This window comes from Burkholderia oklahomensis C6786, from assembly GCF_000959365.1.
In the GTDB taxonomy this organism is placed as follows: Bacteria; Pseudomonadota; Gammaproteobacteria; order Burkholderiales; family Burkholderiaceae; genus Burkholderia; species Burkholderia oklahomensis.
In genome coordinates this window covers 2,573,020-2,596,980 of record NZ_CP009556.1, presented here as the reverse complement: position 1 = coordinate 2,596,980, position 23,961 = coordinate 2,573,020, and the positions used below count along the sequence as shown (strand labels likewise).

General features: G+C 68.5%; 23 protein-coding genes and 1 pseudogene. 15 read left to right on the top strand and 9 right to left on the bottom strand.

Annotated features, from left to right (window positions below; translation table 11 throughout):
- Nucleotides 1–3: 3 nt before the first annotated feature.
- On the bottom strand, nt 4–465 hold the full coding sequence (locus tag BG90_RS29200; RefSeq protein WP_010118205.1) for a (2Fe-2S)-binding protein: 462 nt from the start codon (nt 463–465) through the stop codon (nt 4–6).
- 197 nt (nt 466–662) lie between these two features.
- Here BG90_RS29200 and BG90_RS29195 point away from each other — a divergent pair, with 197 nt between their 5' ends.
- Together BG90_RS29195 and BG90_RS29190 are read left to right on the top strand one after the other, a co-directional pair.
- Nucleotides 663–1,649, top strand: a complete 987-nt coding sequence (locus tag BG90_RS29195; protein ID WP_025990174.1) for an AraC family transcriptional regulator — start codon at nt 663–665, stop codon at nt 1,647–1,649.
- A 138-nt stretch (nt 1,650–1,787) separates the two neighbouring features.
- Nucleotides 1,788–2,186, top strand: a complete 399-nt coding sequence (locus BG90_RS29190; RefSeq protein WP_025990175.1) for a nuclear transport factor 2 family protein — start codon at nt 1,788–1,790, stop codon at nt 2,184–2,186.
- Nucleotides 2,187–2,623: 437 nt separating this feature from the next.
- Here the strand turns inward: BG90_RS29190 and BG90_RS29185 are convergent, their stop codons facing one another.
- Nucleotides 2,624–2,980: a DUF3564 family protein gene (locus BG90_RS29185; protein ID WP_010108442.1), complete on the bottom strand. Its 357-nt coding sequence runs from the start codon at nt 2,978–2,980 to the stop codon at nt 2,624–2,626.
- Nucleotides 2,981–3,384: 404 nt separating this feature from the next.
- Here BG90_RS29185 and BG90_RS29180 point away from each other — a divergent pair, with 404 nt between their 5' ends.
- From BG90_RS29180 to BG90_RS29170, 3 genes and pseudogenes are all read left to right on the top strand, one after another.
- Nucleotides 3,385–4,623, top strand: a complete 1,239-nt coding sequence (locus tag BG90_RS29180) for an SfnB family sulfur acquisition oxidoreductase (protein ID WP_010118211.1) — start codon at nt 3,385–3,387, stop codon at nt 4,621–4,623.
- Nucleotides 4,624–4,741: 118 nt separating this feature from the next.
- Nucleotides 4,742–4,867: pseudogene (locus tag BG90_RS37635) on the top strand (acyl-CoA dehydrogenase); the annotation flags it as partial.
- 85 nt (nt 4,868–4,952) lie between these two features.
- A complete protein-coding gene (locus BG90_RS29170) occupies nt 4,953–6,356 on the top strand; it encodes an LLM class flavin-dependent oxidoreductase (protein ID WP_010118213.1) in 1,404 nt (467 codons plus the stop codon).
- Between the two features lie 227 nt (nt 6,357–6,583).
- Here BG90_RS29170 and BG90_RS29165 read toward each other — a convergent pair whose 3' ends face one another.
- Complete coding sequence (locus BG90_RS29165) at nt 6,584–7,912, bottom strand: ATP-binding protein (protein WP_010118214.1); 1,329 nt, start codon at nt 7,910–7,912, stop codon at nt 6,584–6,586.
- Nucleotides 7,913–8,635: a two-component system response regulator BprR gene (gene bprR / locus BG90_RS29160; protein WP_010118215.1), complete on the bottom strand. Its 723-nt coding sequence runs from the start codon at nt 8,633–8,635 to the stop codon at nt 7,913–7,915. It lies immediately after the preceding gene.
- Nucleotides 8,636–8,865: 230 nt separating this feature from the next.
- Here bprR and BG90_RS29155 point away from each other — a divergent pair, with 230 nt between their 5' ends.
- Together BG90_RS29155 and BG90_RS29150 are read left to right on the top strand one after the other, a co-directional pair.
- Nucleotides 8,866–9,612 (top strand): MipA/OmpV family protein, encoded by a 747-nt coding sequence (locus BG90_RS29155; protein ID WP_010118216.1) that lies wholly within the window; start codon nt 8,866–8,868, stop codon nt 9,610–9,612.
- 23 nt (nt 9,613–9,635) lie between these two features.
- Nucleotides 9,636–10,820, top strand: coding sequence for an SDR family oxidoreductase (locus BG90_RS29150; RefSeq protein ID WP_010118217.1), 1,185 nt, complete (start codon nt 9,636–9,638; stop codon nt 10,818–10,820).
- A 22-nt stretch (nt 10,821–10,842) separates the two neighbouring features.
- On the opposite strand, the gene hpaR is transcribed toward BG90_RS29150, so the two are convergent.
- Entirely contained in the window at nt 10,843–11,280 is a 438-nt protein-coding gene (gene hpaR / locus BG90_RS29145; protein WP_010118218.1) for a homoprotocatechuate degradation operon regulator HpaR, read from the bottom strand.
- A gap of 165 nt (nt 11,281–11,445) precedes the next feature.
- Between hpaR and BG90_RS29140 the strand changes: the two genes are divergently transcribed.
- The 7 genes from BG90_RS29140 to hpaI all read left to right on the top strand — a co-directional run bounded on the left by BG90_RS29140 (nt 11,446) and on the right by hpaI (nt 17,417).
- The gene (locus tag BG90_RS29140; RefSeq protein ID WP_010118219.1) at nt 11,446–12,135 is read left to right on the top strand and encodes a fumarylacetoacetate hydrolase family protein; all 690 of its coding nucleotides are present in this window, start codon (nt 11,446–11,448) and stop codon (nt 12,133–12,135) included.
- Complete coding sequence (locus BG90_RS29135) at nt 12,132–12,896, top strand: fumarylacetoacetate hydrolase family protein (RefSeq protein WP_010108453.1); 765 nt, start codon at nt 12,132–12,134, stop codon at nt 12,894–12,896. Before BG90_RS29140 ends, BG90_RS29135 begins: the two co-directional genes overlap by 4 nt.
- A gap of 23 nt (nt 12,897–12,919) precedes the next feature.
- On the top strand, nt 12,920–14,383 hold the full coding sequence (hpaE, locus tag BG90_RS29130) for a 5-carboxymethyl-2-hydroxymuconate semialdehyde dehydrogenase (protein WP_010118220.1): 1,464 nt from the start codon (nt 12,920–12,922) through the stop codon (nt 14,381–14,383).
- 69 nt (nt 14,384–14,452) lie between these two features.
- On the top strand, nt 14,453–15,301 hold the full coding sequence (gene hpaD / locus BG90_RS29125; protein WP_010118221.1) for a 3,4-dihydroxyphenylacetate 2,3-dioxygenase: 849 nt from the start codon (nt 14,453–14,455) through the stop codon (nt 15,299–15,301).
- Nucleotides 15,302–15,381: 80 nt separating this feature from the next.
- On the top strand, nt 15,382–15,774 hold the full coding sequence (locus tag BG90_RS29120; protein ID WP_010108461.1) for a 5-carboxymethyl-2-hydroxymuconate Delta-isomerase: 393 nt from the start codon (nt 15,382–15,384) through the stop codon (nt 15,772–15,774).
- A 23-nt stretch (nt 15,775–15,797) separates the two neighbouring features.
- Nucleotides 15,798–16,601, top strand: coding sequence for a 2-oxo-hept-4-ene-1,7-dioate hydratase (gene hpaH, locus BG90_RS29115; RefSeq protein ID WP_010108462.1), 804 nt, complete (start codon nt 15,798–15,800; stop codon nt 16,599–16,601).
- 9 nt (nt 16,602–16,610) lie between these two features.
- Nucleotides 16,611–17,417 (top strand): 4-hydroxy-2-oxoheptanedioate aldolase, encoded by an 807-nt coding sequence (gene hpaI / locus BG90_RS29110; RefSeq protein ID WP_010118222.1) that lies wholly within the window; start codon nt 16,611–16,613, stop codon nt 17,415–17,417.
- Here hpaI and BG90_RS29105 read toward each other — a convergent pair.
- Nucleotides 17,411–18,262, bottom strand: a complete 852-nt coding sequence (locus tag BG90_RS29105; RefSeq protein ID WP_010108464.1) for an AraC family transcriptional regulator — start codon at nt 18,260–18,262, stop codon at nt 17,411–17,413. The genes hpaI and BG90_RS29105 overlap by 7 nt on opposite strands.
- A gap of 347 nt (nt 18,263–18,609) precedes the next feature.
- On the opposite strand from BG90_RS29105, the gene BG90_RS29095 reads away from it, so the two are divergent.
- Nucleotides 18,610–19,575 (top strand): quinone oxidoreductase family protein, encoded by a 966-nt coding sequence (locus BG90_RS29095; RefSeq protein WP_010118225.1) that lies wholly within the window; start codon nt 18,610–18,612, stop codon nt 19,573–19,575.
- 57 nt (nt 19,576–19,632) lie between these two features.
- Here BG90_RS29095 and BG90_RS29090 read toward each other — a convergent pair whose 3' ends face one another.
- From BG90_RS29090 to BG90_RS29080, 3 genes are all read right to left on the bottom strand, one after another.
- Nucleotides 19,633–20,730, bottom strand: coding sequence for a porin (locus BG90_RS29090; protein ID WP_010118226.1), 1,098 nt, complete (start codon nt 20,728–20,730; stop codon nt 19,633–19,635).
- 366 nt (nt 20,731–21,096) lie between these two features.
- Complete coding sequence (locus BG90_RS29085) at nt 21,097–22,164, bottom strand: ABC transporter ATP-binding protein (protein WP_010108468.1); 1,068 nt, start codon at nt 22,162–22,164, stop codon at nt 21,097–21,099.
- On the bottom strand, nt 22,157–23,926 hold the full coding sequence (locus BG90_RS29080; RefSeq protein ID WP_010108470.1) for an ABC transporter permease: 1,770 nt from the start codon (nt 23,924–23,926) through the stop codon (nt 22,157–22,159). The genes BG90_RS29085 and BG90_RS29080 overlap by 8 nt, the downstream gene beginning before the upstream one ends.
- Between the last annotated feature and the right edge of the window lie 35 nt (nt 23,927–23,961).

Here is a 23,961-nt window from a genome sequence, read left to right as displayed (position 1 = left end):
CGCTCAGGCCTTCAGGGTGGCGGCCGCTTCGTGGATCGCGGCGCGGATGCGGGTGTAGGTCGCGCAACGGCAGATGTTGCCGTTCATCGCGGCGTCGATGTCGGCGTCGGTCGGCGCCGCGTTCTGCTCGAGGAGCGCGGTCGCCGACATGATCTGGCCGGACTGGCAGTAGCCGCACTGCGGCACCTGCAGCTTGACCCACGCGGCCTGGACGGCCCTCGCGGGCTTGCTCGCGAGCCCTTCGATCGTCGTCACGCGCTTGCCGGCGACGGCCGCGAGCGGCAGCACGCACGAGCGCACCGCCTGGCCTTCGAGATGCACGGTGCACGCGCCGCATTGCGCGGCGCCGCAGCCGAACTTCGTGCCGTGCAGGCCCGCGTCTTCGCGGATCGCCCAGAGCAGCGGCATCGCGGGATCGGCGTCCAGCGTCAGATTCTTGCCGTTCAGCACAAACGAGGTAGACATGGACAATCTCCGTGGGGAAATCCCGGACTTGGCGCCGGGTGATAGCCGGCAGTGTGAGGGACGGACCGCCGTCGCGTTTACACAATCCTGCAAAAATATTGAACAATCCTGCAAATCCCCGAGAGCCGAGCGCGACGGCTGCATCGTCCGCGCCCGTGCCTGCTACGATCACGACGACCGACGCTTTTTCATTGACGATGGAGCAGCGCTACAACTCGTTCGAACCCGCCGCGCACGCGGCGTCCCCCCGATCCGATGCGCAGCCGCCGCTCGCGCCGCGCGAAGCCGCGCGCCGCGAGCTCGCCGCGCTGATCGACCGCTTCGCGCCCGTCGACGGCGCGTATCCGAGCGCGATTCCCGCGCTGTCGTTCTTCCGCTGCTCGTCGCCCGCCGATCTAGGCTGCAGCGTCACGCGCGCCGCGTTCGTGTTCGCCGCGCAGGGCGCGAAGCGGGTGACGGTCGCAGGCCAGGCATACGAATACGACCATCAGCACTGCCTCGTCACGTCGGTCGATTTGCCGATGCTGTCGCAGGTCACGCGCGCGTCGGCCGACGCGCCGTATCTGTGCGTGAAGATCGTGCTCGACCTGCAGCGGATCGCCGAGCTCGCGGCCGAGATGCGGATGCCGCCGCCGGACGCGGTGCCGACGGGCGAGGGCATCGTCGTCGGCGCGCTGTCCGAGCCGCTCTTCGACGCGGCGCTGCGGCTCGTGCGATTGCTCGATACTCCAGACGACATTCCGATCCTCGCGCCGCTGATCGAAAAGGAACTGCTGTACCGGCTGCTGACGAGCGGGCAGGGCGCGCGGCTGCGACACATCGCGGTCGCGGGCAGCCAGACGTACCGGATCGCGCGCGCGATCGAATGGATCCGGAGTCACTATGCGGAGCCGCTGAGGGTCGAGACGCTCGCGCAGCAGGTCAACATGAGCGTGTCGTCTCTGCATCATCACTTCAAGCACGTGACGACGCTGAGTCCGCTCCAGTATCAGAAGCAGCTTCGGCTGCACGAGGCGCGCCGGCTGCTGATCGGTCAGCACGGCGACGTCGGCTCGGTCGCGCTCAGGGTCGGGTACGACAGCCCGTCGCAATTCAGCCGCGAGTACAGCCGCCTGTTCGGCGCGCCGCCGTTGCGCGACGTCGTGCAACTGAGGCGGCGCAACGGAATCGGCATGCAGGAATGACATGCGGGCCGCGCATCCGGTCGGACACGAGACGCCGGTCTCGATTTGATGCGCACGCCGCGCGGCGAGGAACGCGCGTCTCATTCGGTCAGCTTGGTCATCTGCGCATCTGCGCGCGAGCGATGCGGCGATACGAACATGAATATGAACATGGACATCGACAGGGCCGTCGACGTGGTGCGCGAGTTCTGGCGCTTGATGAGCACGAACGATTTTCACGCGGTCGCGGCCGTGCTCGCCGACGACTTCGTGCTCGAATGGCCGCAATCGAACGAGCGCATTCGCGGCGCTCGAAACTTCGCGCTGCTCAATAGCGAGTATCCGGCGCATGGACCTTGGACGTTCAAGGTCGGCCGCCTGATCGGCGACGCGCACGAGGCCGTGTCCGACGTGTCGGTGACCGACGGCGTTCAGCGGGCGCGGGCGATTTCATTCTTCACGGTGGTGCATCGGAAGATCGCGCGCATCGTCGAGTTCTGGCCCGAGCCGTACGATGCGCCATACGATCGCTCGCATCTCGTCGAGCCGATTGAATAAGCGAAGCGATATGACGGGCGTGAAGCGTCGAACTACGTCGGGCTGCATCGGATTGCATCGGATCGTGTCGCGCGGTCGTGAATCGCGCGCGCACATGCATGCCTGAACGCGCGATGTGTGCATCGACCGATACGATGCGGACTGCGAGAAAATCAAGCGCTCGCTTCAGGAAAGCTCGGCGAAGCGCGCCTCGCGAACGGCCGCGCATGCGCGCGCACAAGCCTCAAGCACAAGCCTCAAGCACAAGCCTCGAAAATGCACGCCATCAATGCAAAGCGGCGTTCGCCTGATCCGCGAACGCCGCTCTCGACGTGTGATGTGTCGTGGTGGTTTGGAAGGGCGACTTCCGATCGACGTGTCCGATTCGAAAATCGATCGCGCGGCCGACCGTCCTGCGCGGCACCCGGCGATGATGCGTTGCCGGACGCGCGCCGCGTTCAGCGCACGACGGTGAATCCCTGATGCTCGGGATGGAACGACTCCGAGTCGACTGCCTGCAAGCGCCACGCGCCTTGCGGGCGCTTGCCGCCGAGGTCCGCCGCGCCGTGCTCTTCGTCTTCGGACGACGGCTGTACGTTCGAGAACGACAGTCCTTGCAGCCGGCACAGCGCTTCGCCGCTGTCGGCCGAGCACAGCGCAATCGCGCCTTCGACGTCCTTCACCTTGCCCCACGTCGGCAGGTCGATGCCTTGATGCGCTTCGCGTGACCACAGATGCTCGTCGGTGTCGAGCCACAGGACTGCGAATTGCTGCGCAGAAGAATCGCTGCCATTGATTCGAATGGTGAGGCGCATGCTTCGTCTCCTTTCGAAGGTTAGCCGGTGAGCTTTCTCAGTCTAGGTGGATTGACGCGGAACGCAAGAGGCGTTGAGAAAAGCTTGATGCGGGTCGCATCGTCCGGCACTGGACGACGCGCGCGTAACACATGCGCATAGCGTGCAGTGTGCAGACTCTTCTGCGCAATCAGGTGTTCTCATGAGGTTCTCATGAGCCATGCACGCATGCACGCGTCATATTTGATCCGATCACATCGCGTCGGGTGCGTCGATTTGCCGCCTGCACGCGGCTGCGCGCATCGCCAACGCAGCGCGCGCGATGCGCATTTTCTGCGGCCCGGAATAACGTTTCCCGAATCGATCGGTTGGTCGCGGCGAGCCCCGTTGATAGATTGGTCCCTTGTACTTCAATGGAGACACGCATGTCCGCGATCTATGAGACGACCGTCCAACCCGCGCGCGACGCATCCGCGCGAGACGCGCATCTAATCGCGAGCGACGCCGAGGCGCTCGACGTCGCGCGCGCGCTCGCCGCACGGCTCGCGCAAGGCGCCGCCGAGCGCGATCGCGAACGCCGATTGCCATACGACGAAGTCGACTGGTTCTCGCAATCGGGCCTGTGGGCGATCACGGTGCCGAACGCATACGGCGGCGCGGGCGTGTCGCACGTGACGCTGACCGAGGTCGCGAAGATCGTCGCGGCGGCGGACCCGTCGCTCGGCCAATTGCCGCAGAACCATTTCGGTCTCGTCGACGTGATCGCGCTCACGGGCACCGACGAGCAGAAGCGCTTCTTCTTCGGCGAGATCCTGAAGGGCAAGCGCTTCGGCAACGGCTTCTCGGAAAAAGGCACGAAGAACGTGCTCGACCTGAAGACGAAAGTGATTCGCGACGGCGACGGCTATCGCGTCGACGGCACGAAGTTCTATTCGACGGGCGCGCTGTTCGCGCATTACGTGCCGGTGCTCGGGATCGACGACGACCGCAAGGGCTGGCTCGCATACATCCCGAAGGGCACGCCGGGGCTCTCCGTGATCGACGACTGGTCGGGCTTCGGCCAGCGAACGACCGCGAGCGGCACGGTGCGGCTCGACAACGTGCGCGTGCCCGCGTCGCACGTGTTTCCCGCACATCGCGTGTCGGACCAGCCGACGCTGAACGGCCCGCTGTCGCAGATCATCCAGGCGGCGATCGACGCGGGCATCGCGCACGCGGCGCTCGACGATACGCTGCGCTTCGTGCGCGAACGCTCGCGGCCGTGGATCGACAGCGGCGTCGAGCGAGCGGCCGACGATCCGCTGACGATCCGCGAGACGGGCCGCCTCGTGATCCATCTGCATGCGGCCGATGCGCTGCTCGAACGCGCGGCGCGCACGCTCGACGAGATCGCCGCGCAAAGCGAGATCACCGAGGACGACGTCGCGCGCGCGTCGGTCGCGGTCGGCGAGGCGAAGGTGCTGACGACCGAGATCGCGCTGCTCGCGAGCGAGAAGCTGTTCGAGCTCGCCGGCACGCAGGCGACGCTCGCCGAGCACGGCCTCGATCGCCACTGGCGCAACGCGCGCACGCATACGCTGCACGATCCCGTACGTTGGAAGTACCACCTCGTCGGCAACTACTATCTGAACGGTGTCGCGCCCGCGCGCCACGCGTGGAACTGAGCCGATGAACGCCATCACGCAACCGTCCGTCGCGCGCGCGGCGCGGCGGCTATCGAACGATGCCGAAGCGATCGACGCGGCCCGCACCTTCGCGGCGACGATCGCGCCCGGCGCCGCCGCGCTCTATCGCCACTGGCGCAACGCGCGCACGCACACGCTGCACGATCCGGTGTGCTGGAAATACATCGCGATCGCCGACTACTACTTGAACGACGCGCCGCCGCCGCGCCACGGCGCGCTGTGACGCGCGACCGGGCACCGACCCGCATCAAGCACCGACCCGCATCAAGCACCGACCCGCATCGACCGAATCGAGAGACCGCTCCGCCATGACCCGTCAGATCCGTTTCAACGCCTTCGACATGAACTGCGTCGGCCATCAGTCGCCGGGGCTCTGGGCGCATCCGCGCGACGAGTCGTGGCGCTATCGCCAACTGAGCTACTGGACCGAGCTCGCGCGACTGCTCGAGCGCGGCAAGTTCGACGGCCTCTTCATCGCCGACGTGCTCGGCATCTACGACGTCTATCAGGACAGCGGCGAAGCGGCGATCCGGCAGGGCGCGCAGGTGCCCGTCAACGATCCGATCCTGCTCGTGTCCGCGATGGCGGCCGCGACGCAGCATCTCGGCTTCGGCATCACGTGCTCGCTGTCGTACGAGCATCCGTATCCGTTCGCGCGACGCATGTCGACGCTCGATCATCTGACGGGCGGGCGCGTCGGCTGGAACGTCGTCACGTCGTATCTCGACAGCGCCGCGCGCAACCTCGGGCTGCCGCAGCAGACGAGCCACGACGAGCGCTACGCGATCGCCGACGAGTATCTCGACGTCTGCTACAAGCTGTGGGAGGGCTCGTGGGAGGACGGCGCGGTCGTGCGCGACGCCGCGCGCCACGTGTTCGCCGAGCCGTCGAAGGTCCATCCGGTCGGCCATCACGGCCGCTATTACGACGTGCCCGGCATCCATCTGTGCGAGCCGTCGCCGCAGCGCACGCCGGTGCTCTATCAGGCGGGCGCGTCGAAGCGCGGCAAGGACTTCGCCGCGCAGCACGCGGAGTGCATCTTCGTCGCCGCGCCGTCGCGGACGATCCTGAAGGCGTTCGTCGCCGACATCCGCGAGCGCGTGAAGCAGTTCGGCCGCGATCCGCGCGACGTGCTGATCTTCAACCTGCACACGGTGATCACGGGCCGCACGTCGGCCGACGCGCACGCGAAGCACGCCGACTATCGCCGCTACGCGAGCGACGAGGGCGCGCTCGCGCTGATGTCCGGCTGGACCGGAATCGACCTGTCGAAGTACGACCTCGACGAGCCGCTCGAGCACGTCGAGAGCAATGCGATTCAGTCGGCGGTCGAGGCGCTGTCGAGCGCGGACCCGACGCGCAAGTGGACCGTGCGCGAGATCGCGCGCTGGGGCGGCATCGGCGGGCTCGGGCCGGTGTCGGTCGGCGATCCGCGCGAGATCGCCGACGATCTGCAGTCGTGGGTCGACGAGACCGGCGTCGACGGCTTCAACCTCGCGTATGCGGTGACGCCGGAGACGTTCGTCGATATCGTCGAGCTCGTCGTGCCGGAGCTGCAGCGGCGCGGCGTCTATCAGACCGACTACGCGCCGGGCACGCTGCGCGAGAAGCTGCATCGCGCGGGGCCGCGGCTTGCGGCGCCGCATCCGGCCGCGCGGTATCGCGTCGGCGGCGAGCACGCGGTCGCGGAGCGCATCGCGGCGGGGGAGTGACGAGAGTCGGGCGCGGCATCGTCGTCGTTTTGTCGCGATGCCGTCGGGAAAGCGTTCGGGGCCGTGTCGCGAGGACGCGGCGCGTGATCGCGAGCCGGACGGCGAAGCGAGGCGGCGAACCGGAAAAGCGAAGCGGAAGCGGCTCGGTTCGGCCGAACGCTTCGATAGGCGCTTCGAAGAAGCGGTCCGCGCGACTCGCCGCGATCCAGCGTGTCGTCTGATTCGCGTCAAGCGGCCGCGTGCCGCGCCATCTGCTCGCGAGCCGGCATCTCGAGCGCCGGCAGCGTGATCACGAAGCGCGCGCCGCCGATCGGCGCATCGCCGAGCCGCACGTCGCCGCCGTGCGCGAGCGCGACGCGCCGCACGATCGTGAGTCCCAATCCGAAGCCGCCCGTCTGCCGGTCGCGGCTCGAATCGAGTCGATGGAACGGCTCGAACACGCGGTCGCGATCGGCGGCCGGAATGCCGGGGCCGTCGTCGTCGACCGTCAGCGCGAGCGCGCCCGCTTCGCCGAGCGCCGCATGCAGCGAGATCGTCGCCGCCGCGTAGCGCATCCCGTTGCGGATCAGATTCAGCAGCGCGCGCGCGACGAGCTTCGCATCGCACACGTGGCGCGCGGGCGCGCCGTGCATCGATACGTCGAGCGTGAGGCGGCGATCGGCGATGTCGTTCGCGACGCTGGCCGCGACGCTGTCGATCAGCTCCGCGACCGTCACCGGCATCAGCACGAGATGTCCTTCGCCTTGCTCGAGCCGGCCGATCGTCAGCAATTCGGTGACGAGCTCGTCGAGCTCGCGCACGTCGCGGCGCAGCGCCTCCTGCCGTTCAAGCATGCGTCCCGTCGCGTCCGGCGACGCGAGCAGCGCGAGGCCGAACTCGAGCCGCGCGAGCGGCGTCTTCAGTTCGTGCGAGATCCCGTGCATCATTTCGCGCTGCTGCCGGATCGACGCTTCGATCCGCTGCGCCATGTCGTTGAACTGCTGCGACAGCTCGTAGATGTTCGACTTGCGCGACAGCTGCGCGCGCGTCGACAGCCGGCCGCTGCCGAACGCGCGCGCGGCCGCCTCCAGCTTGCGCAGGTCGCGCCAGTGGTAGTGGATCCATAGCGCGACGGCGAGCAGCGTCGCGAGCGCGACCGTCAGGTATGCGTAGATCTGGATGTCGAGGCTCGGCGGCTCGCTCGGATGCGCGTGCAGGACGGAGCCGTCGACGAGCGGCATGAAATAGTCCTTGCCGTCGTAGCTGATCGCGATCTCGCCGCGATCGAGGTCGCGCTGCTGCTCGTCGCTCAGCAGCTTGCGGGCGTCCCCCATCGAGATGAGGCCGAAGCCTTCGTTGCCGTGCCGCGCGAGCTCGCGCAGCGCGAGTTGCCGCTCGGCGCCCGGATGGCGCGCGAGATAGTCGTTCAGCACGAACGCATAGGTGGCCAGCGACTCGCGCGCCGCGCTCGAGATCCGCGCGTAGAAGAACCGGTCGAACGACGTGTTGATGAAGATGATCGCGGCCGCGGCGCAGACGATCACGACGAGGTACAGCCTGACGAGCGAGCGCAGCATTCAGTCGTCCCACGCGGACGGGCTGAACAGATAGCCGCGGCCCCAGATCGTCTTGATCTTGTGCGGCTCGGACGACGCGTCCTCGAACCGGCGCCTCAGCTTCGAGATGCCCGAATCGACCGAGCGGTCGAGACCGTCGAACTCGATGCCGCGCAGCTGCTTGAGGATGTCGTCGCGGCTCAGCACGGTGCCCGCCGCGCGCGCGAGGATCAGCAGCAGGTTGAACTCGGCCGTCTTCAGGTCGACGGGCTCGCCGCGCCACGTGACCGTGCGGTTCGGCGGCGAGATCGTCAGCTCGCCGAACACGAGCGCCTCGCTCGCCGGCGTGTCGACGGGCGCGCCCGGCTGCGCGCGGCGCAACAGCGCGCGGGCGCGCGCGACCAGCACGCGCGGCTCGATCGGCTTCGTCACGTAGTCGTCGGCGCCCGTCTCCAGGCCGGCGACCTGGTCGTAGACGTCCGAGCGCGCGGTCAAGATCAGCACCGGCACGTTCGAGAACGCGCGGATCCGGCGGCACACTTCCATGCCGTCGAGATGCGGCAGCATCAGGTCGAGAATCACGAGCGCGGGCTGGTGCTCGCGCACGGCCGCGACGGCGAGATCGCCGCGCCGGACCACCGTCACCGAGAATTCGTAGCTGTCGAGATACTCGTGGATCAGCTGCGCGAGGCGGTCGTCGTCCTCGATCAGCAGCACCCGATATTTGAGCGGGACTTCGTTCATGGTCTCCTCGGAATGGTTCTGCGCGCGCGAGCGCGGGCAGGGCACGCGCATTCTAGCCGCGCGCGCCTTTTGCCGGAGCCGGTTGCAACAATCGCCGACAATCAAACACAAATCCGCACATATTCCCGAAACATTCGGGACAGATTCGCACGGCGCTCGAACCTAGACTGCGGACTCCTCGACTCTCTCCCGGCACCGTGCGCCCGTCCACCCGCTCTCTTCGCTATTGCATGCCGTTCGCCGGCCTGATGTCCGTCGCGGCCGCGCATGCGGAAAACGTCTATACGCTCTCGATCGGCGGCGGCTTCGTGCCGCGCTATGCGGGCAGTAGCCAGTATCACGGCGTGGTCGCGCCGTCGTTTTCCGCGGAGTTCGGCAACGGCTTCTTCATCGGCCCGCTCGACGGCATCGGCTACAAGCTGAAGCTGCCCGGCGACGCGTTCGTCGCGGCCGTGGTCACCTACGATCCGGGCCGCGCGGACGAAAACCGCTTCGACCTGCCGGGCTCGAGCTACCTGAAGGGCATGGGGCGCGTGCCGGGCTCGGTGCTCGTCGCGGTGCAGGCGGGCGTGAAGCTGTACGGCGGCGGCGTGCTGAGCGTGACGGTCGATACGCCCGTCACGCATACGTCACGCGGCGTGTCCGGGCACGTCGATCTCGCGGTGCCGGTGTTCAGCGCCGGGCGCCACGAAGTCGTCGTGACGGGCACCGTGCACGCGGCGTCCGGCCGCTACGCGCAGACGTTCTATGGCGTGACCGGCGCGCAGGCGGCCGCGACCCGCTTCGCGCCTTATTCGACGAAGGGCGGCATCGACAGCGCGTCGATGTCGGTCGCGTGGACCTACGCGTTCTCGAAGCACTGGTCGGTGGACACGACGCTCGGCGTCACGCGTCTGCTCGGCCGCTACGGGAACAGCCCGATCGTGCAGCAGAAGACCAACTGCTTCGGGCTGTCGTCGTTGACTTATCGTTTCTGATTCTGAAGAAGGAGGTGGCCATCGTGCTGATCTGGAAAACCGCGCTTTCGCTGACCTGGCGGGCGGGCCTCGTGTCGCCCGCGAGCGCGCCCGCCGCGGCCGCGCATGTCGACCGGGTCGTGCTGACCGGCGCGACCGGTTTCATCGGCGGCGCGGTGCTCGTGTCGCTCGTCAACGCCGGGCTGCTCGATCGCGTCGTGTGCGTCGTCCGCGCGTGCGACCGCGCGCACGCGCTCGCGCGGCTGCGCACGGCGGCGCTCAGGAGCGGCCTCGCGCCGTACTGGGCCGAGCGGCTCACCGAGGCGAACGTGATCGCGGGCGAGCTCGACGGCGCGTTCGCCGACGTCGACGCGGCGCGCCTCGCGTCGGCGTCGCACGTGATCCATTGCGCGGGCGTCGCGTCGCTTGCCGACGCGCACGTCGTCAACGAGACGAACGTCGACGCGACGCTGCGTTTCGCGCGCCGTTTCGCGGGCAGCCGGCGGCTGCAGCGTTTCGTGCACGTCGGCGCGGCGTTCGCGTGCGGGATGAAAGGGCGCAGCATGGTCCATGAGGACGACGCGCCGACGCGCGGCCGCGAAGTCGACTTCGTGCCGTACACGCGCGGCAAGCGCGACGCGGAAGCGCAGCTGCGCGCGCTCGGCCTGCCGCTCGTCGTCGTGCGGCCGTCGTGCGTCGTCGGCCATACGCTGCTCGGCACGCAGCCGTCGGCGAGCACGTTCTGGATGTTCCGGATCGTTCACGCGGCGCGTCGCTTCACCGCGCGGCCGATGGCGCGCATCGACGTGGTCGCGGTCGACGACTGCGCGCGCGCGCTGATGCTGCTCGCGCTGAAGCCGTCGCTCGCGCACGACACGTATCACGTATCGGCAGGCGACGAAGCGCCGACCGTCACGCAGATCGTCCGCGCGATGGACGAGGCGGTGGGCCTCGACGACGAGCCGCGCTACGCGATCTGCTCGTCCGCCGAGTTTCCGTCGATCGCGCGCGACGTGCTCGGCCGCCGCGACGTCGCGTGCGCGCGCGTGATCGAGCGGGCGTTGCAGTCTTACGCGGCTTTCGCCGAGCTCGACTACGTGTTCGACAACGCGCGCGTGCGCGACGAGATCGACTTCGAGCCGCTGCCGTTCGTCGACTACGTGAACGAGTGCATGCGCACGTCGCGCGGCGTCGACGTGCTCGCGCAGATGCCGCGGGCGGTCCGCTGACGGCGCGCGCGGCGGCCGCGCGTCACGAGCCGCCGACTTCGATCAGCTTGTCGAGCGCGGCGTACACTTCGCCCAGCGCTTCCGCGCCGAAGCGCTGCTCGATGAGCCGGTATTGCTCGTCGATACGCGGACTGATCTGCGTGACGAGCTGACGGCTCTGCGGCGTCAGGCTGACGATCAGCCTGCGCTGGTCCTCCTGGGCGCGCGTGCGGCGAATCAGGCCGTCGCGCTCCATCCTCTCCAGCACGCCCGTGAGGCTCGGGCTCAGGATGCAGCAGCGCCTCGCGATCTGCCCGGCTTCGAGCTCATGAGACGGTTCGCCGTCCAGCACGCGAATGATCCGCCATTGCTGCTCCGTCAGCGCAAATTCCTTCAGGATCGGGCGGAACCGGCCCATCAGCGTTTCGCGGGCCTCGAGCAGCAGCATGGCCAGATTGCGGTGATCGAACGTACGATTCATGAGGTTCCTGGAAGGGCGGTTGATCCATCAATCTTAGCAGGGCGAAAATCGTCGGGGACCGCCTTATCGGAGATATCAGGGTTATCGCGGTTGTTCTTTCCGCGCGCTGTAGTTAATATGTTAAGTAATTGGCCCGGCCGCGCGACGCGGCGGAGGATGAATCGTATGGAGCTGTCTCTTGTCGCCGATGGCGCGACGGTCGAAACGGTACGCATCGGCACGGTCTACGGCGCGTTGCTGAACGACCGCGGCGCGCTCGCGGCGCTCGGCGACGCGGTGCATGCGCCGCCGTACAACAAGCCGCCGCAGGCGCCCGTGCTGTACGTGAAGCCCGCGAACACGCACGCGGGCGACGGCGCGGCCGTCGTCGTGCCGGCGGGCGTCGATGCGCTCGAGATCGGTGCGACGGTCGGCGTGGTGTTCGCGCGGCGCACGACGCGCGTGCCGGTCGAACGGGCGTTTGATTTCGTTAAAGGTTTTACGCTTGCAAGCGACGTGTCGATCCCGCATCCCGATTATTATCGGCCGGCGGTACGCTTCAAGTGCCGCGACGGCTTCTGCCCGCTCGGGCCGGCGATCGTTGCGCGCGCAAGCATCGGCGATCCGGACGCGCTCGCCGTGACCGTGCGCGTCGACGGCGAGCGGCGCTACGAGGCGAGCACCGCGAACCTGATTCGCCCCGTCGCGCGGTTGATCGCCGACGTGTCGGCGTTCATGTCGTTCGACGCGGGCGACGTGCTGCTCGTCGGCGTCGGCCCGAACGCGCCGCGCGCGGCGGCGGGCAGCGCGATCGAGATCGAGGCGCCGGGCCTCGGCGTGCTGCGGCATACGTTGACGGCGGAGGACGCACGATGAGGACCGCACGCGTAGTGTTCAACGGCGCGCTGCACGCGGCCGAGCCGGCGGGCGAAGGGCGCGTGCGGCTCGATACCGGGCGCGTGCTCGCCGAGACGGACGTCTCGTGGCTGCCGCCCGTCGTGCCGCGCACGACGTTCGCGCTCGGCCTCAACTACGCCGATCACGCGAAGGAGCTCGCGTTCAAGGCGCCGACCGAGCCGCTCGTCTTCCTGAAGGGACCGAACACGTTCGTCGGCCATCGCGCGCAGACGGTGCGGCCCGCCGACGCGACGCACATGCACTACGAGTGCGAGCTCGCGGTCGTGATCGGCCGCGAGGCGCGCAACGTGAAGCGCGCGCATGCGCTCGACCACGTGCTCGGCTACACGATCGGCAACGATTACGCGATCCGCGATTACCTCGAAAATTATTACCGACCGAACCTGCGCGTGAAGAACCGCGACACGTGCACGCCGCTCGGGCCGTGGCTCGTGACCCGCGACGAGATCGGCGATCCGATGAATCTCGCGCTGCGCACGACGGTCAACGGCGCGGAAACGCAGCGCGGCAACACGCGCGACATGATCTTCGACGTCGCGTCGCTGATCGAGTACATCAGCGGCTTCATGACGCTCGCGCCCGGCGACCTGATCCTGACCGGCACGCCGGAAGGGCTCGCCGACACCAAGCCGGGCGACGAGGTCGTGACCGAGATCGAGGGCGTCGGCCGGCTCGTCAACACGATCGTCGGCGAAGCGGATTACTATCGCGTCGGCTGACGCCGTCGCACAAGGAGAGACGCATGAGCATCAAGCACTGGATCGGCGGCCGGGAAGTCGACAGCCGAGAGACGTTCACGACGTTCAATCCGGCGACGGGCGAGCCGATCGCCGACGTCGCGTCGGGCGGCGCGGAAGAAATCGACGCGGCGGTGCGCGCCGCGAAGGACGCGTTTCCGAAGTGGGCGAACACGCCGGCGAAGGAGCGCGCGAAGCTGATGCGCAAGCTCGGCGAGCTGATCGAGCGCAACGTGCCGGCGCTCGCCGAACTGGAGACGCAGGACACCGGCCTGCCGATCTCGCAGACGAAGAAGCAGCTGATCCCGCGCGCGTCGGAGAATTTCCATTTCTTCGCCGAGGTGTGCACGCAGATGAACGGCCGCAGCTATCCGGTCGACGACCAGATGCTGAACTACACGCTGTATCAGCCGGTCGGCGTGTGCGCGCTGGTGTCGCCGTGGAACGTGCCGTTCATGACCGCGACGTGGAAGACCGCGCCGTGCCTCGCGCTCGGCAACACCGCGGTGCTGAAGATGTCGGAGCTCTCGCCGTTGACGGCCGATCAGCTCGGCCGCCTCGCGCTCGAAGCCGGCATTCCGGCCGGCGTGCTGAATGTCGTGCAGGGCTACGGCGCGACCGCGGGCGATGCGCTCGTCCGGCATCCGGACGTGCGCGCGGTGTCGTTCACGGGCGGCACGGTGACGGGCAAGCGGATCATGGAGCGCGCCGGCCTGAAGAAATATTCGATGGAGCTGGGCGGCAAGTCGCCCGTGCTGATCTTCGACGACGCCGATTTCGACCGTGCGCTCGACGCGTCGCTCTTCACGATCTTCTCGATCAACGGCGAGCGCTGCACGGCCGGTTCGCGGATCTTCGTGCAGCGGACGATCTACGACAGGTTCGTCGCCGAGTTCGCGCGCCGCGCGAACAGCCTGATCGTCGGCGATCCGGCCGACGAGAAGACGCAGCTCGGCTCGATGATCACGCGCGCGCACTGGGAGAAGGTGACGGGCTACGTCAGGCTCGGCGTCGAGGAGGGCGCGCGGCTCGTCGCGGGCGGCGCGGACAAGCCGGCGAACCTGCCCGCGCATCTCGCGAACGGCAACTTCGTGCGGCCGACCGTGTTCGCCGACGTCGACAACCGGATGCGGATCGCACAGGAAGAGATCTTCGGGCCGGTCGCATGCCTGATTCCGTTCGACAGCGAGGAAGACGGGCTGCGCCTCGCGAACGACACGTCGTACGGCCTCGCGTCGTACCTCTGGACGCAGGACGTCGGCCGTGCGCATCGGCTCGCGCGCGGCATCGAGGCGGGGATGGTGTTCGTCAACAGCCAGAACGTGCGCGACCTGCGCCAGCCGTTCGGCGGCGTGAAGGAATCCGGCACCGGCCGCGAGGGCGGCGAATACAGCTTCGAGGTGTTCGCCGAGATCAAGAACGTCTGCATCTCGATGGGCAGCCATCACATTCCCCGCTGGGGCGTGTGACGTCCGCGGGTAACGAACGAAACGCCGCGCGCCGGCGCCGTCGGCCGGCGACGCGGCAGGAGACTCACGATGGGAAAGCTGTCACTCGCCGCGAAGATCACGCACGTGCCGTCGATGTACCTGTCCGAATTGCCGGGCAAGCATCACGGCTGCCGTGCCGAGGCGATCCGCGGTCATCAGGCGATCGGCGAGCGCTGCCGCGCGCTCGGCGTCGACACGATCGTCGTCGCCGACACGCACTGGCTCGTCAACGCCGGCTATCACGTGAACTGCAACGGGCAATTCGGCGGCGTCTACACGAGCAACGAGCTGCCGCACTTCATCCGCGACATGCGCTACGCGTATCCGGGCAATCCGGCGCTCGGGCATCTGATCGCCGCGGCCGCGAACGAGCGCGGGATCGGCACGCGCGCGCACGAGATCGACAGTCTCGAACTCGAGTACGGCACGCTCGTGCCGATGCGCTACATGAACGCCGATCAGCACTTCAAGGTCGTGTCGATCGCGGGCTGGTGCATGTGGCACTCGCTCGACGAGAGCCGGCGCTTCGGCGAGGCGCTCAAGCACGCGATCGAGGCGAGCGATTCGAACGTCGCGTTCTTCGCGAGCGGCTCGCTGTCGCATCGCTTCAACGACAACGGCAGCCCCGAAGAAGCGATCCACATGATCAGCCGCGAGTTTTTCAAGCAGGTGGATCTGCGTGTCGTCGAGCTGTGGAAGCAGGGCGACTTCGCGACGTTCTGCAAGATGCTGCCCGAGTACAACGAGCACTGCTACGGCGAGGGCGGCATGCACGACACCGCGATGCTGCTCGGCCTGCTCGGCTGGGACCGCTACGACAAGCCGATCGAGATCGTGACCGACTACTTCGCGAGCTCGGGCACCGGGCAGATCAATGCGATCTTTCCGTTGCCGTGAACGCCATGCGCGCCGTGCGCGCGTCGCGCGCCGATTCGTTTCGGACGCCGACGGAATCCTGAAGAATACGGAGAGCCGACATGCCCCACATCATCGTCGAATACACCGCGAACATCCGTGACGACGCGCGGATTCCCGTGCTGCTCAAGACGGTCAACGAGACGCTGATCGCGCAGGGCGGCGTGTTCCCGACGGGCGGCATCCGCTCGCGCGCGATCGAGCTGCAGGATTACTGCGTCGCCGACGGCACCGCCGACGACGCGTTCGTCCACGTGACGCTGAAGATCGGCTCGGGGCGCGACGACGCGACGAAGCAGGCCGCGTGCGACGCGCTGTTCGACGCGATCAAGGCGCATTTCGCGGAACTCTACGCGCGGCGCTATCTCGCGCTGTCGATGGAGCTGGCCGAGTTCAGCGAGACGGGCTCGTACAAGCACAACAACATCCACGCACGCTACAAGCGCGGCGCGTGACCCCAACCCCGACAATGACGACCATGCTAGATTCCGCCACCATCGAGTTGCTCGCGCACCGGCTGCACGTCGCCGAGCGCGAGCGCAGGCAGATTCGCCAGATCTCGCTCGACTATCCGGAGATCACGATCGACGACGCGTACGCGATCCAGCGCACGTGGGTCGACATGAAGCTCGCCGAGGGACGCGTGCTGAAAGGACACAAGATCGGCTTGACGTCGAAGGCGATGCAGTCGTCTTCGCAGATCGACGAGCCCGACTACGGCGCGCTCCTCGACGACATGTTCTTCGAGGACGGCGCGCCGATTCCGACGCGCCGCTTCATCGTGCCGCGCGTCGAGGTCGAGCTCGCGTTCGTGCTCGGCAAGCCGCTGAAGGGGCCGAACTGCACGGTGTTCGACGTCTACGACGCGGTCGACTACGTCGTGCCCGCGCTCGAGATCATCGATGCGCGCAGCCAGTCGATCGATCCGGACACGAAGCGTCCGCGCAAGGTGTTCGACACGATCGCCGACAACGCGGCGAACGCGGGCGTCGTGCTCGGCGGGCGCCCCGTGCGGCCGATGGACGTCGATCTGCGCTGGGTCGCGGCGATCATGTCCCGCAACGGCGTCGTCGAGGAGACGGGCGTCGCGGCGGGCGTGCTGAACCATCCGGCGAACGGCGTCGCGTGGCTCGCGAACCGGCTCGCGCGCTTCGACGTGTCGCTCGACGCGGGCGAGATCATTCTCGGCGGATCGTTCACGCGGCCGTGCGCGGCGAAGAGCGGCGACACGTTCAACGTCGATTACGGTCCGCTCGGCGCGATCCATTGCTACTTCGAGTGACGGCCGACGATGCGCATTCCTGAGAACACGTTCAAGGCCGCGCTCGCGCGCGGCGAAGCGCAGATCGGGCTGTGGCTCGGACTCGCGAATCCCTATAGCGCGGAAGTCGTCGCGGGCGCGGGCTTCGACTGGCTGCTGATCGACGGCGAGCACGCGCCGAACACGGTGCCGACGATCCTCGCGCAATTGCAGGCGATCGCCGCATATCCGTCGCATCCCGTCGTGCGCGTGCCGTGGAACGATGCGGTCGCCGTCAAGCAGGTGCTCGATCTCGGCGCGCAGACGCTGCTCGTGCCGATGGTGCAGAGCGCGGACGAGGCGCGCGCGGCCGTCGCGGCGACCCGCTATCCGCCGCTCGGCATCCGCGGCGTCGGCAGTGCGCTCGCGCGCGCGTCGCGCTGGAATCGCATCGACGACTACGTGCGGCAGGCGAACGACCGGATCGCGGTGCTCGTGCAGGTCGAGACGCGCGCGGGGCTCGATGCGATCGACGCGATCGCGCGCGTCGAAGGCGTCGACGGCGTGTTCATCGGGCCGGCCGATCTCGCGGCCGATCTCGGGCATCTCGGCAATCCCGCGCATCCGGACGTGCAGGCGGCGATCGACCGCGCGATCGCTTCGATCGTCGCGGCGGGCAAGGCGGCGGGGATCCTCAGCGCGGACGAGCGCGCGGCGCGGTGCTATCTCGAAGCCGGCGCGACGTTCGTCGCGGTGGGCGTCGACACGACGCTGCTCGCGCGCAGCGCGGAGCGGCTGGCCGCGCGGTTCAAGTCATCGGCGGACGACGCGGCCCGCGCGGGCGACGGCACTTACTGACCCCGCGCCCCGCACGCTTCGCTCGAACCGGAGGGGCGCGCACGCCGCACGCCGTCCCGATGCTCGTCGGGCTCCGCACTCACGTACTGCCCGGGCGTCGTGCCGAGCGCGCGGCGAAACATGTCGATGAACGCGCTGACGTTGTCGTAGCCGAGGTCGAGCGCGACCGTCGTCACCGTCACGCCGTCCGCGAGCCGTTCGAGCGCGCGCAGCAGGCGCGCCTGCTGGCGCCACTGCGCAAGCGTGAGCCCCGTTTCGGCCACGAAGCGGCGGCTCAGCGTGCGCGGCGCCATGCCGGCCCACGCCGCCCATTCATCGACGCGGCGATTGTCCGCCAGATCGCCGGCCAGCGCATCGGTGATCCGCACGAGCCGCGGATCGCGCGGGCGCGGCAGCCCCAGCGATCCCGCTTTCGCCGTTGCGATTTCATCGAGTATCACGTCCGCGATCCGCGCGCGAGCGCAATCGAGCTCGGCGCCGCGCCAGCTCGCCGCGCGGCGAACCGCCTCGCGCAGCAGCGGCGATGCGACGATCGCGCGCGGCGCGTCGGGTAGGGCCGCGCATCGGTGCTCCGCGATGAAGACGCTCCAGCCGGAAAACGGGCCGAACGAGCGCAGCGAATGCACGCGGTGCGGCGGGATCCAGATCGCGTGGATCGCGGGCACCACCCAGTCCTGGTCGTCGAGCCCGATCGACACGAGCCCGCTCGACGCGCCGACGAGTTGCCCGCGCGCGTGGCTATGCGGCGCGGTCGTGCGTGCGTCGTGCTGCGACAATTCGGCGGCGGCGACGAACGGGCCGTCGGAGGACATCACGAGTTCGACGGGAAGGAGCGGATCGAGCATGGCCTGAATACCGTATCGAATGGCCTTTATACCGGAGGCCGGCCTTGAATGCACGTCTACACTGCGTTCACGTTCATTCGATCCGGCATGCGGTGCGATGCGAGCCGAATCGACCTTCCCTGAATACACCGAGCGACTCGAAGCCGGCGGCGGCATGGCGATCCGCGGCTGCGCCGTCGCGGCATGCCTCGCGAACGCGCGCGCGGCGGCGGGCGTCGCGGTGCGCTGTCCGCGCCGCATGCGATCGATTCGTTCGACCTACTCGAGATCCGCGATGCAGCGCCGCGCGTGCGGCAACGCGCGGCGATCGCGCGATCCCGTTGCCATCCGATGAGCAAGGAGCCTTCATGAAAGCTGCTGTCGTCCAGGGCGCGGGCCAGCGCCCGAGCTATACCGAATTCGATCCGCCGCACGCATCGCCCGGCCATCGCGTGATCGACGTGAGCGCGTCCGCGTTGAGCCGGCTCGCGCAGGCGCGCGCATCGGGCGCGCATTATTCGTCGACGGGCCGTTTCCCGTTCGTGGCGGGCGTCGACGGGACCGGGCGTCTCGACGACGGCCGGCGCGTCTATTTCCTGGGGCCGCAGGCGCCGTTCGGCGCGATGGCCGAGCGCACGCTCGTGCCCGAAGCGAATTGCGTCCCGTTGCCCGATTCGCTCGACGACGTCACGGCGGCCGCGATCGCGATTCCGGGCATGTCGTCGTGGGCGGCGCTGACCGAGCGCGCGCGGCTCGTAGCCGGCGAGACGGTGCTCGTCAACGGCGCGACCGGCGCATCGGGGCGGCTCGCGGTCCGGATCGCCAAACATCTCGGCGCGGCGAAGGTGATCGCGACAGGGCGAAATGCGGACGTGCTCGAAGCGCTGAAGTCGGCGGGCGCCGACTTCACGATCTCGCTGACGCAGGATGACGAACCGGTGGCGCGCGCGTTCGAGACACATTTCCGCGCGGGCGTGGATGTCGTGCTGGATTATCTGTGGGGCGCGAGCGCGCGGTCCGCGCTGATTGCCGCGGCGAAGGCGTCGCCCGACGGGCATCCGGTGCGCTTCGTGCAGATCGGCACGATCGGCGGCGCCGACGTGTTGCTGCCGGGCGCGGTGCTGCGCGCCACGGCGATCACGCTGATGGGCAGCGGCATCGGCAGCATTTCGCTGCCGCGGCTGTTGAACGCGGCGCGTGCGGTGTTCGGTGCGGCGGATGCCGCCGGACTGCGGATCGACACCGAAACGGTGCCGATCGCGCGCGTCCACGCGCATTGGGACGACGCGGACAGCCGGGTGCGCCCGGTGTTCACGATGAATGCGTCCGGGTGACGGCGCGCCGCCGCCCGGACGCGGCGTGCGCCGTCCTGCGTCATCGCGCGTCGGCGCTCAGAACCGCTGCTGCATCCCCACCGTGACGCCGACCTGCGTATCGGCATACCCGACCGAATCGCGCGACAGGCTCACGTTCCGCCCATGCTGCGCGATCGCGAAGCCGCCCGCCGCGTACAGCACCGTGCGCTTCGACAGCGCGTATTGCGCGCGCAGCGACACGAGCGTCGGATCGGCGTCGGTGCCGCCCTTGATGTTCTGGTGATAGACCGCGCCGATCAGCGAGAACGCCGGCGTGAAGTCGTACGAGCCGCCGATCCAGTACATGTCGCTCAGCTGCGTCGCCGCCGTCGTGCGGTATGTGCGGCGATAGTTGCGGTAGCCGGCCATCGTTTTCAGGTTGCCGAAGTCGTAGCTGACGCCCGCATGAATTCCCTGCACGTAGTCGACCGGATCGGCGGGGCTCACGCTGTCGCGTGCGCCGTTCTGGCGGTCGAACGTGACGACCGCGGCGAACGGGCCGCTCTCGTAGCCGAGCGCGAAGTCGTACTTCGAGCTCGTCTTCATGCTGCCCGGCACGTTGCCGAAGCCGTACATCGCGCCGAAGCGGAAGCCGCCGTACGAGCCGTCGTAGCGCACCGCGTTCGACGAGCGCGTGAAGAGGCCGTCCTTGCGGCCGCCCGTCGCCGTCGACGACGTCGCCCACGAGTAGTTCTGCGCGTAGCCCATCGGATCGAACGGCAGCATGTAGTCGTACGTGACGGTGAAGTTGCGGCCGAGCGTCAGCTCGCCCCACTTGCCCTTGAGGCCCACCGTCGCGCGCCGCGCGAAGATCGAGTCGGGGCCGTCGTCGAAGCCGCCGTTCGCGAGGTCGATTCCGCTTTCGAGACGGAACACCGCCTTCAGGCCGCCGCCGAGATCCTCGACGCCGCGCAAGCCCCAGCGCGACGTGTTCTTGTTGCCCGACTTGAGGCGAAGCACGCCGCCGCCTTCGGGCGCCGCGTGGTTCACGTACTCGACGCCGGCATCCATGATGCCGTACAGCGTGACGCTCGATTGCGCGAGCGCGTGGCCGCCCGCCAGGCTCGCGCACGTGGCGAAGCCGGCTGAGATCGCAGTCCTGCCGGCGATGCGGCGTTGCTTTTTCTTTTTCATCTTCGTTGTCTCCGATTGAGTGGTGGTTGTTTTAGGTGGCGCGCGTACGTTCGCCGTCGGGCGGCGTGCGCGCGCCGGGTGCGCAGACGGATGCCGGCGCGGGCTTGCTGCGTGGTGCTACAGGGGTGCTACAGGGGATTTCGCCGGAGCGGCCGGGGAGGGCGTCGTCATGCTTGGCGATCCGAAACGATGGGCGGCGCCGCGTGCGTCGAGCGATTCGTCGCGGCGTTCGCATGCAGCTGATTCCGCGTGCGTGTCGCTCGACATGGCTCACTGCTTACTGCTCACATCGCGTTCGCGCACGCGCACGTCAAAAGCATTGCGTCATCCGATGCATGCGCCGCCGCCCGCCGCGCCCCGTCTCGATCAGCCCGCCTTCGCGAACGCCCAGCAGTCGTTCGCCGGGAACTCGAGCCAGTGCCGGCCCGCCGCGCGCGGCACCGTGCCGAACGCGCGCAGCCGCAGTTCGCCGCAATGGAACAGGTATTCCCAGCGGTCGCCGAGATACATCGACGTCACGAGCTCGGCGGGCAGCCGGTTATCGCCCGGGCCGTCCGCGACCTGCACGCGCTCGACGCGAATCACCGCGTGCGCGTCCTGGCCTTGCCGCAGCGCGCCGCGCGCGAGCGCCGCGAGCCGCCAGCCATCGCCCGCGAGCGTCACGCGCGCGCCTTCGACCGCGTCGACGCGCGCGTCGATCCGGTTGTTGCTGCCCATGAACTCGGCCGTATACAGCGTGCGCGGCTCGCCGTACAGCTCGGCGGGCGTGCCTTCCTGCTCGATGCGGCCGTCGCGCAGCAGCAGGATGCGGTCCGACATCGCCATCGCCTCGGCCTGGTCGTGCGTCACGCAGAGCGCGGACAGCCCGAGCGACACGATCAGCTCGCGCAGCCACGCGCGCGCTTCTTCGCGCAGCTTCGCGTCGAGGTTCGACAGCGGCTCGTCGAGCAGGATCACGGGCGGGTTGTAGACGAGCGCGCGTGCGATCGCGACGCGCTGCTGCTGGCCGCCCGACAACTGGTGCGGATAGCGTTCGGCGAGTTGACCGAGGCCGAGCTGGTCGAGCGCGGTCTGCACGCGGCGCTTGATCTCGCCCGCCGCGACGCGGCGCAGCTTGAGCCCGTAGCCGACGTTGTCGGCGACGCTCCGGTGCGGCCACAGCGCGTACGACTGGAACACGAGGCCGAGCGAGCGCGCCTCGACGGGCAGGTCGACGCGGCGCGCGCCGTCGAAGAACGTGCGCTCGTCGAGCCGGATGCGGCCGGACGACGGCGTCTCGAGCCCGGCGACCGCGCGCAGCAGCGTCGTCTTGCCGCTGCCCGACGCGCCGAGCAGGCACACGACCTCGCCCGCGTTCAATTCGAACGACACGCCCTTCAAGATCGGGTTCGCGCCGTAGCTCAGATGCAGATCGTCGACGATGAGCTTATCCATGCAGTTTCACTCCGAAGCGCAATGCGACGGCGAGTCCCACGCCGACCATTGCGATGTTGATGACGGACAGCGCGGCGACCTGATCGACCGCGCCCGTCGCCCAAAGCGACACGAGGAGCGCGCCGATCACCTCGGTGCCGGGCGACAGCAGATAGACGGCCGTCGAGTATTCGCGCTCGAAGATCATGAAGATCAGCAGCCATGCGGCGAGCAGGCCGAAGCGCACGAGCGGCAGCGTCACGTCGAGCGACACGCGCGCGCGCGTCGCGCCGACGCTGCGGCCCGCTTCCTCGAGCTCCGGGCCGACCTGCAGCAGCGCGCTCTGGATCACGCGCATCCCGTAGGCGAGCCACACGACCGTGTACGCGATCCAGATGCTCCACATCGAGCTCTTCAGCTCGCGCAGGCCGGGCACGAACAGGAAGATCCACAGGAACGCGAGGCCGGCGAGGAGGCCCGGCACCGCGCGCGGCAGCAGCACGATGTAGTCGAGCATGCGCGCGACCCAGTCGTGGCGGCGATGGCCGGCGAACGCGACGAGCGAATAGAAGCCGATCGCGAGCGCGCCGCCGATCACGCCGATGCCGAGCGTGTTGACGATCGCGCGCACGAGGTTGTCCTGCTCGAACAGCTCGACGAAGTTCGCGGCCGTCAGCACTTCGGCGAGCGCCACGCCTTCGCCCCAGTTCGTCACGAACGCGCGCAGCACGATGCCCGAGATCGGCACGATCACGGTGAGCGCGAGCCACGCGGCGACGATCGCGAGCGCGACCCAGCGCCACGCGCGCAGCGGCAGCACGGTCGGGCGGCCGGCCTTGCCCTTCACGGTCACGAAGCGGTTCGCCGACTTCAGCAAGTGGCGCTGCAGCAGCACGAGCGGGAACGTGATCGCGATGATGCACACGGCGACGGCCGCCATCAGGTGATACGACGGCACGCCGAGCTTGTTCGTCAGCTTGTACAGGTACGTCGCGAGCACGAGGTGGCCTTCGGGGTCGCCGAGCACGAGCGGCAGCCCGAACACTTCGAAGCCGAGGAAGAACACGAGCACGCCCGAGAAGAGCAGGGCGGGCATCGTCATCGGCAGGCTCACGTCGAACGCGACGCGGAACGGCCGCGCGCCCGTCACGCGCGCCGCTTCCTCGACGTCCGAGCCGAGGTTGCGCAGCGCGGCCGACGCGTACAGGTACACGTGCGGCACGTGCGTCAAGCCGACGATCAGCGTGATCGCGAAGATCGAGTAGACGTTCCAGGGCACGCTCGATACGCCGAACAGCGCCTTGAACCACACCGAATAGAAGCCGACCGGGCCGGCCGCGACGACGTAGCCGAACGCGAGCACCATCGGCGACACGAACACGGGCGTGAGCACGAGCGGCTCGAGCCAGCGGCGGCCGGGCAGGTCGGTGCGCACCATCAGGAACGCGAGGATCCCGCCGAGTGGAATCGAGATGAACAGCATCCCGCCCGCGATGATGAAAGAGTTCTTCACGGCCGACCAGAAATCGGGATCGGTGAAGATGAAGCGGAAGCCTTCGACGCCGAGCGTCCGGTTCGCGTCGAAGAACGGCGCGGACAGCAGGCTCTGGAACAGGATGAAGCCGAGCGGCAGCGCGACCGCGATCGTCAGGACTGCGACGACGATCCAGCGCAGCATGCCGGCGAGCGGCCAGAGTCCGCCCGCCGCCGGCGCGGGCAGTGCGCCGTCGCCGCGGGCGCGCGTAACGGGCGCGGACGGTCGGCCGGTGCTGGTTGTAAGCATGAGTTCGCCCTTGCGGCCCGCGGGCCGCGTCGATG

Coding starts and splice junctions, on each gene's coding strand:
- BG90_RS29185 (WP_010108442.1), bottom strand. CDS start 2,980: ATGCGCCTCACCATTCGAATCAATGGCAGCGATTCTTCTGCGCAGCAA.
- BG90_RS29080 (WP_010108470.1), bottom strand. CDS start 23,926: ATGCTTACAACCAGCACCGGCCGACCGTCCGCGCCCGTTACGCGCGCC.
- hpaR (WP_010118218.1), bottom strand. CDS start 11,280: ATGAATCGTACGTTCGATCACCGCAATCTGGCCATGCTGCTGCTCGAG.
- BG90_RS29200 (WP_010118205.1), bottom strand. CDS start 465: ATGTCTACCTCGTTTGTGCTGAACGGCAAGAATCTGACGCTGGACGCC.
- hpaD (WP_010118221.1), top strand. CDS start 14,453: ATGGGAAAGCTGTCACTCGCCGCGAAGATCACGCACGTGCCGTCGATG.
- BG90_RS29135 (WP_010108453.1), top strand. CDS start 12,132: ATGAGGACCGCACGCGTAGTGTTCAACGGCGCGCTGCACGCGGCCGAG.
- bprR (WP_010118215.1), bottom strand. CDS start 8,635: ATGAACGAAGTCCCGCTCAAATATCGGGTGCTGCTGATCGAGGACGAC.
- BG90_RS29155 (WP_010118216.1), top strand. CDS start 8,866: ATGCCGTTCGCCGGCCTGATGTCCGTCGCGGCCGCGCATGCGGAAAAC.
- BG90_RS29085 (WP_010108468.1), bottom strand. CDS start 22,164: ATGGATAAGCTCATCGTCGACGATCTGCATCTGAGCTACGGCGCGAAC.
- BG90_RS29190 (WP_025990175.1), top strand. CDS start 1,788: ATGAATATGAACATGGACATCGACAGGGCCGTCGACGTGGTGCGCGAG.
- BG90_RS29195 (WP_025990174.1), top strand. CDS start 663: ATGGAGCAGCGCTACAACTCGTTCGAACCCGCCGCGCACGCGGCGTCC.
- BG90_RS29120 (WP_010108461.1), top strand. CDS start 15,382: ATGCCCCACATCATCGTCGAATACACCGCGAACATCCGTGACGACGCG.
- hpaE (WP_010118220.1), top strand. CDS start 12,920: ATGAGCATCAAGCACTGGATCGGCGGCCGGGAAGTCGACAGCCGAGAG.
- BG90_RS29090 (WP_010118226.1), bottom strand. CDS start 20,730: ATGAAAAAGAAAAAGCAACGCCGCATCGCCGGCAGGACTGCGATCTCA.
- BG90_RS29180 (WP_010118211.1), top strand. CDS start 3,385: ATGTCCGCGATCTATGAGACGACCGTCCAACCCGCGCGCGACGCATCC.
- hpaH (WP_010108462.1), top strand. CDS start 15,798: ATGCTAGATTCCGCCACCATCGAGTTGCTCGCGCACCGGCTGCACGTC.
- BG90_RS29140 (WP_010118219.1), top strand. CDS start 11,446: ATGGAGCTGTCTCTTGTCGCCGATGGCGCGACGGTCGAAACGGTACGC.
- hpaI (WP_010118222.1), top strand. CDS start 16,611: ATGCGCATTCCTGAGAACACGTTCAAGGCCGCGCTCGCGCGCGGCGAA.
- BG90_RS29095 (WP_010118225.1), top strand. CDS start 18,610: ATGAAAGCTGCTGTCGTCCAGGGCGCGGGCCAGCGCCCGAGCTATACC.
- BG90_RS29165 (WP_010118214.1), bottom strand. CDS start 7,912: ATGCTGCGCTCGCTCGTCAGGCTGTACCTCGTCGTGATCGTCTGCGCC.
- BG90_RS29170 (WP_010118213.1), top strand. CDS start 4,953: ATGACCCGTCAGATCCGTTTCAACGCCTTCGACATGAACTGCGTCGGC.
- BG90_RS29105 (WP_010108464.1), bottom strand. CDS start 18,262: ATGCTCGATCCGCTCCTTCCCGTCGAACTCGTGATGTCCTCCGACGGC.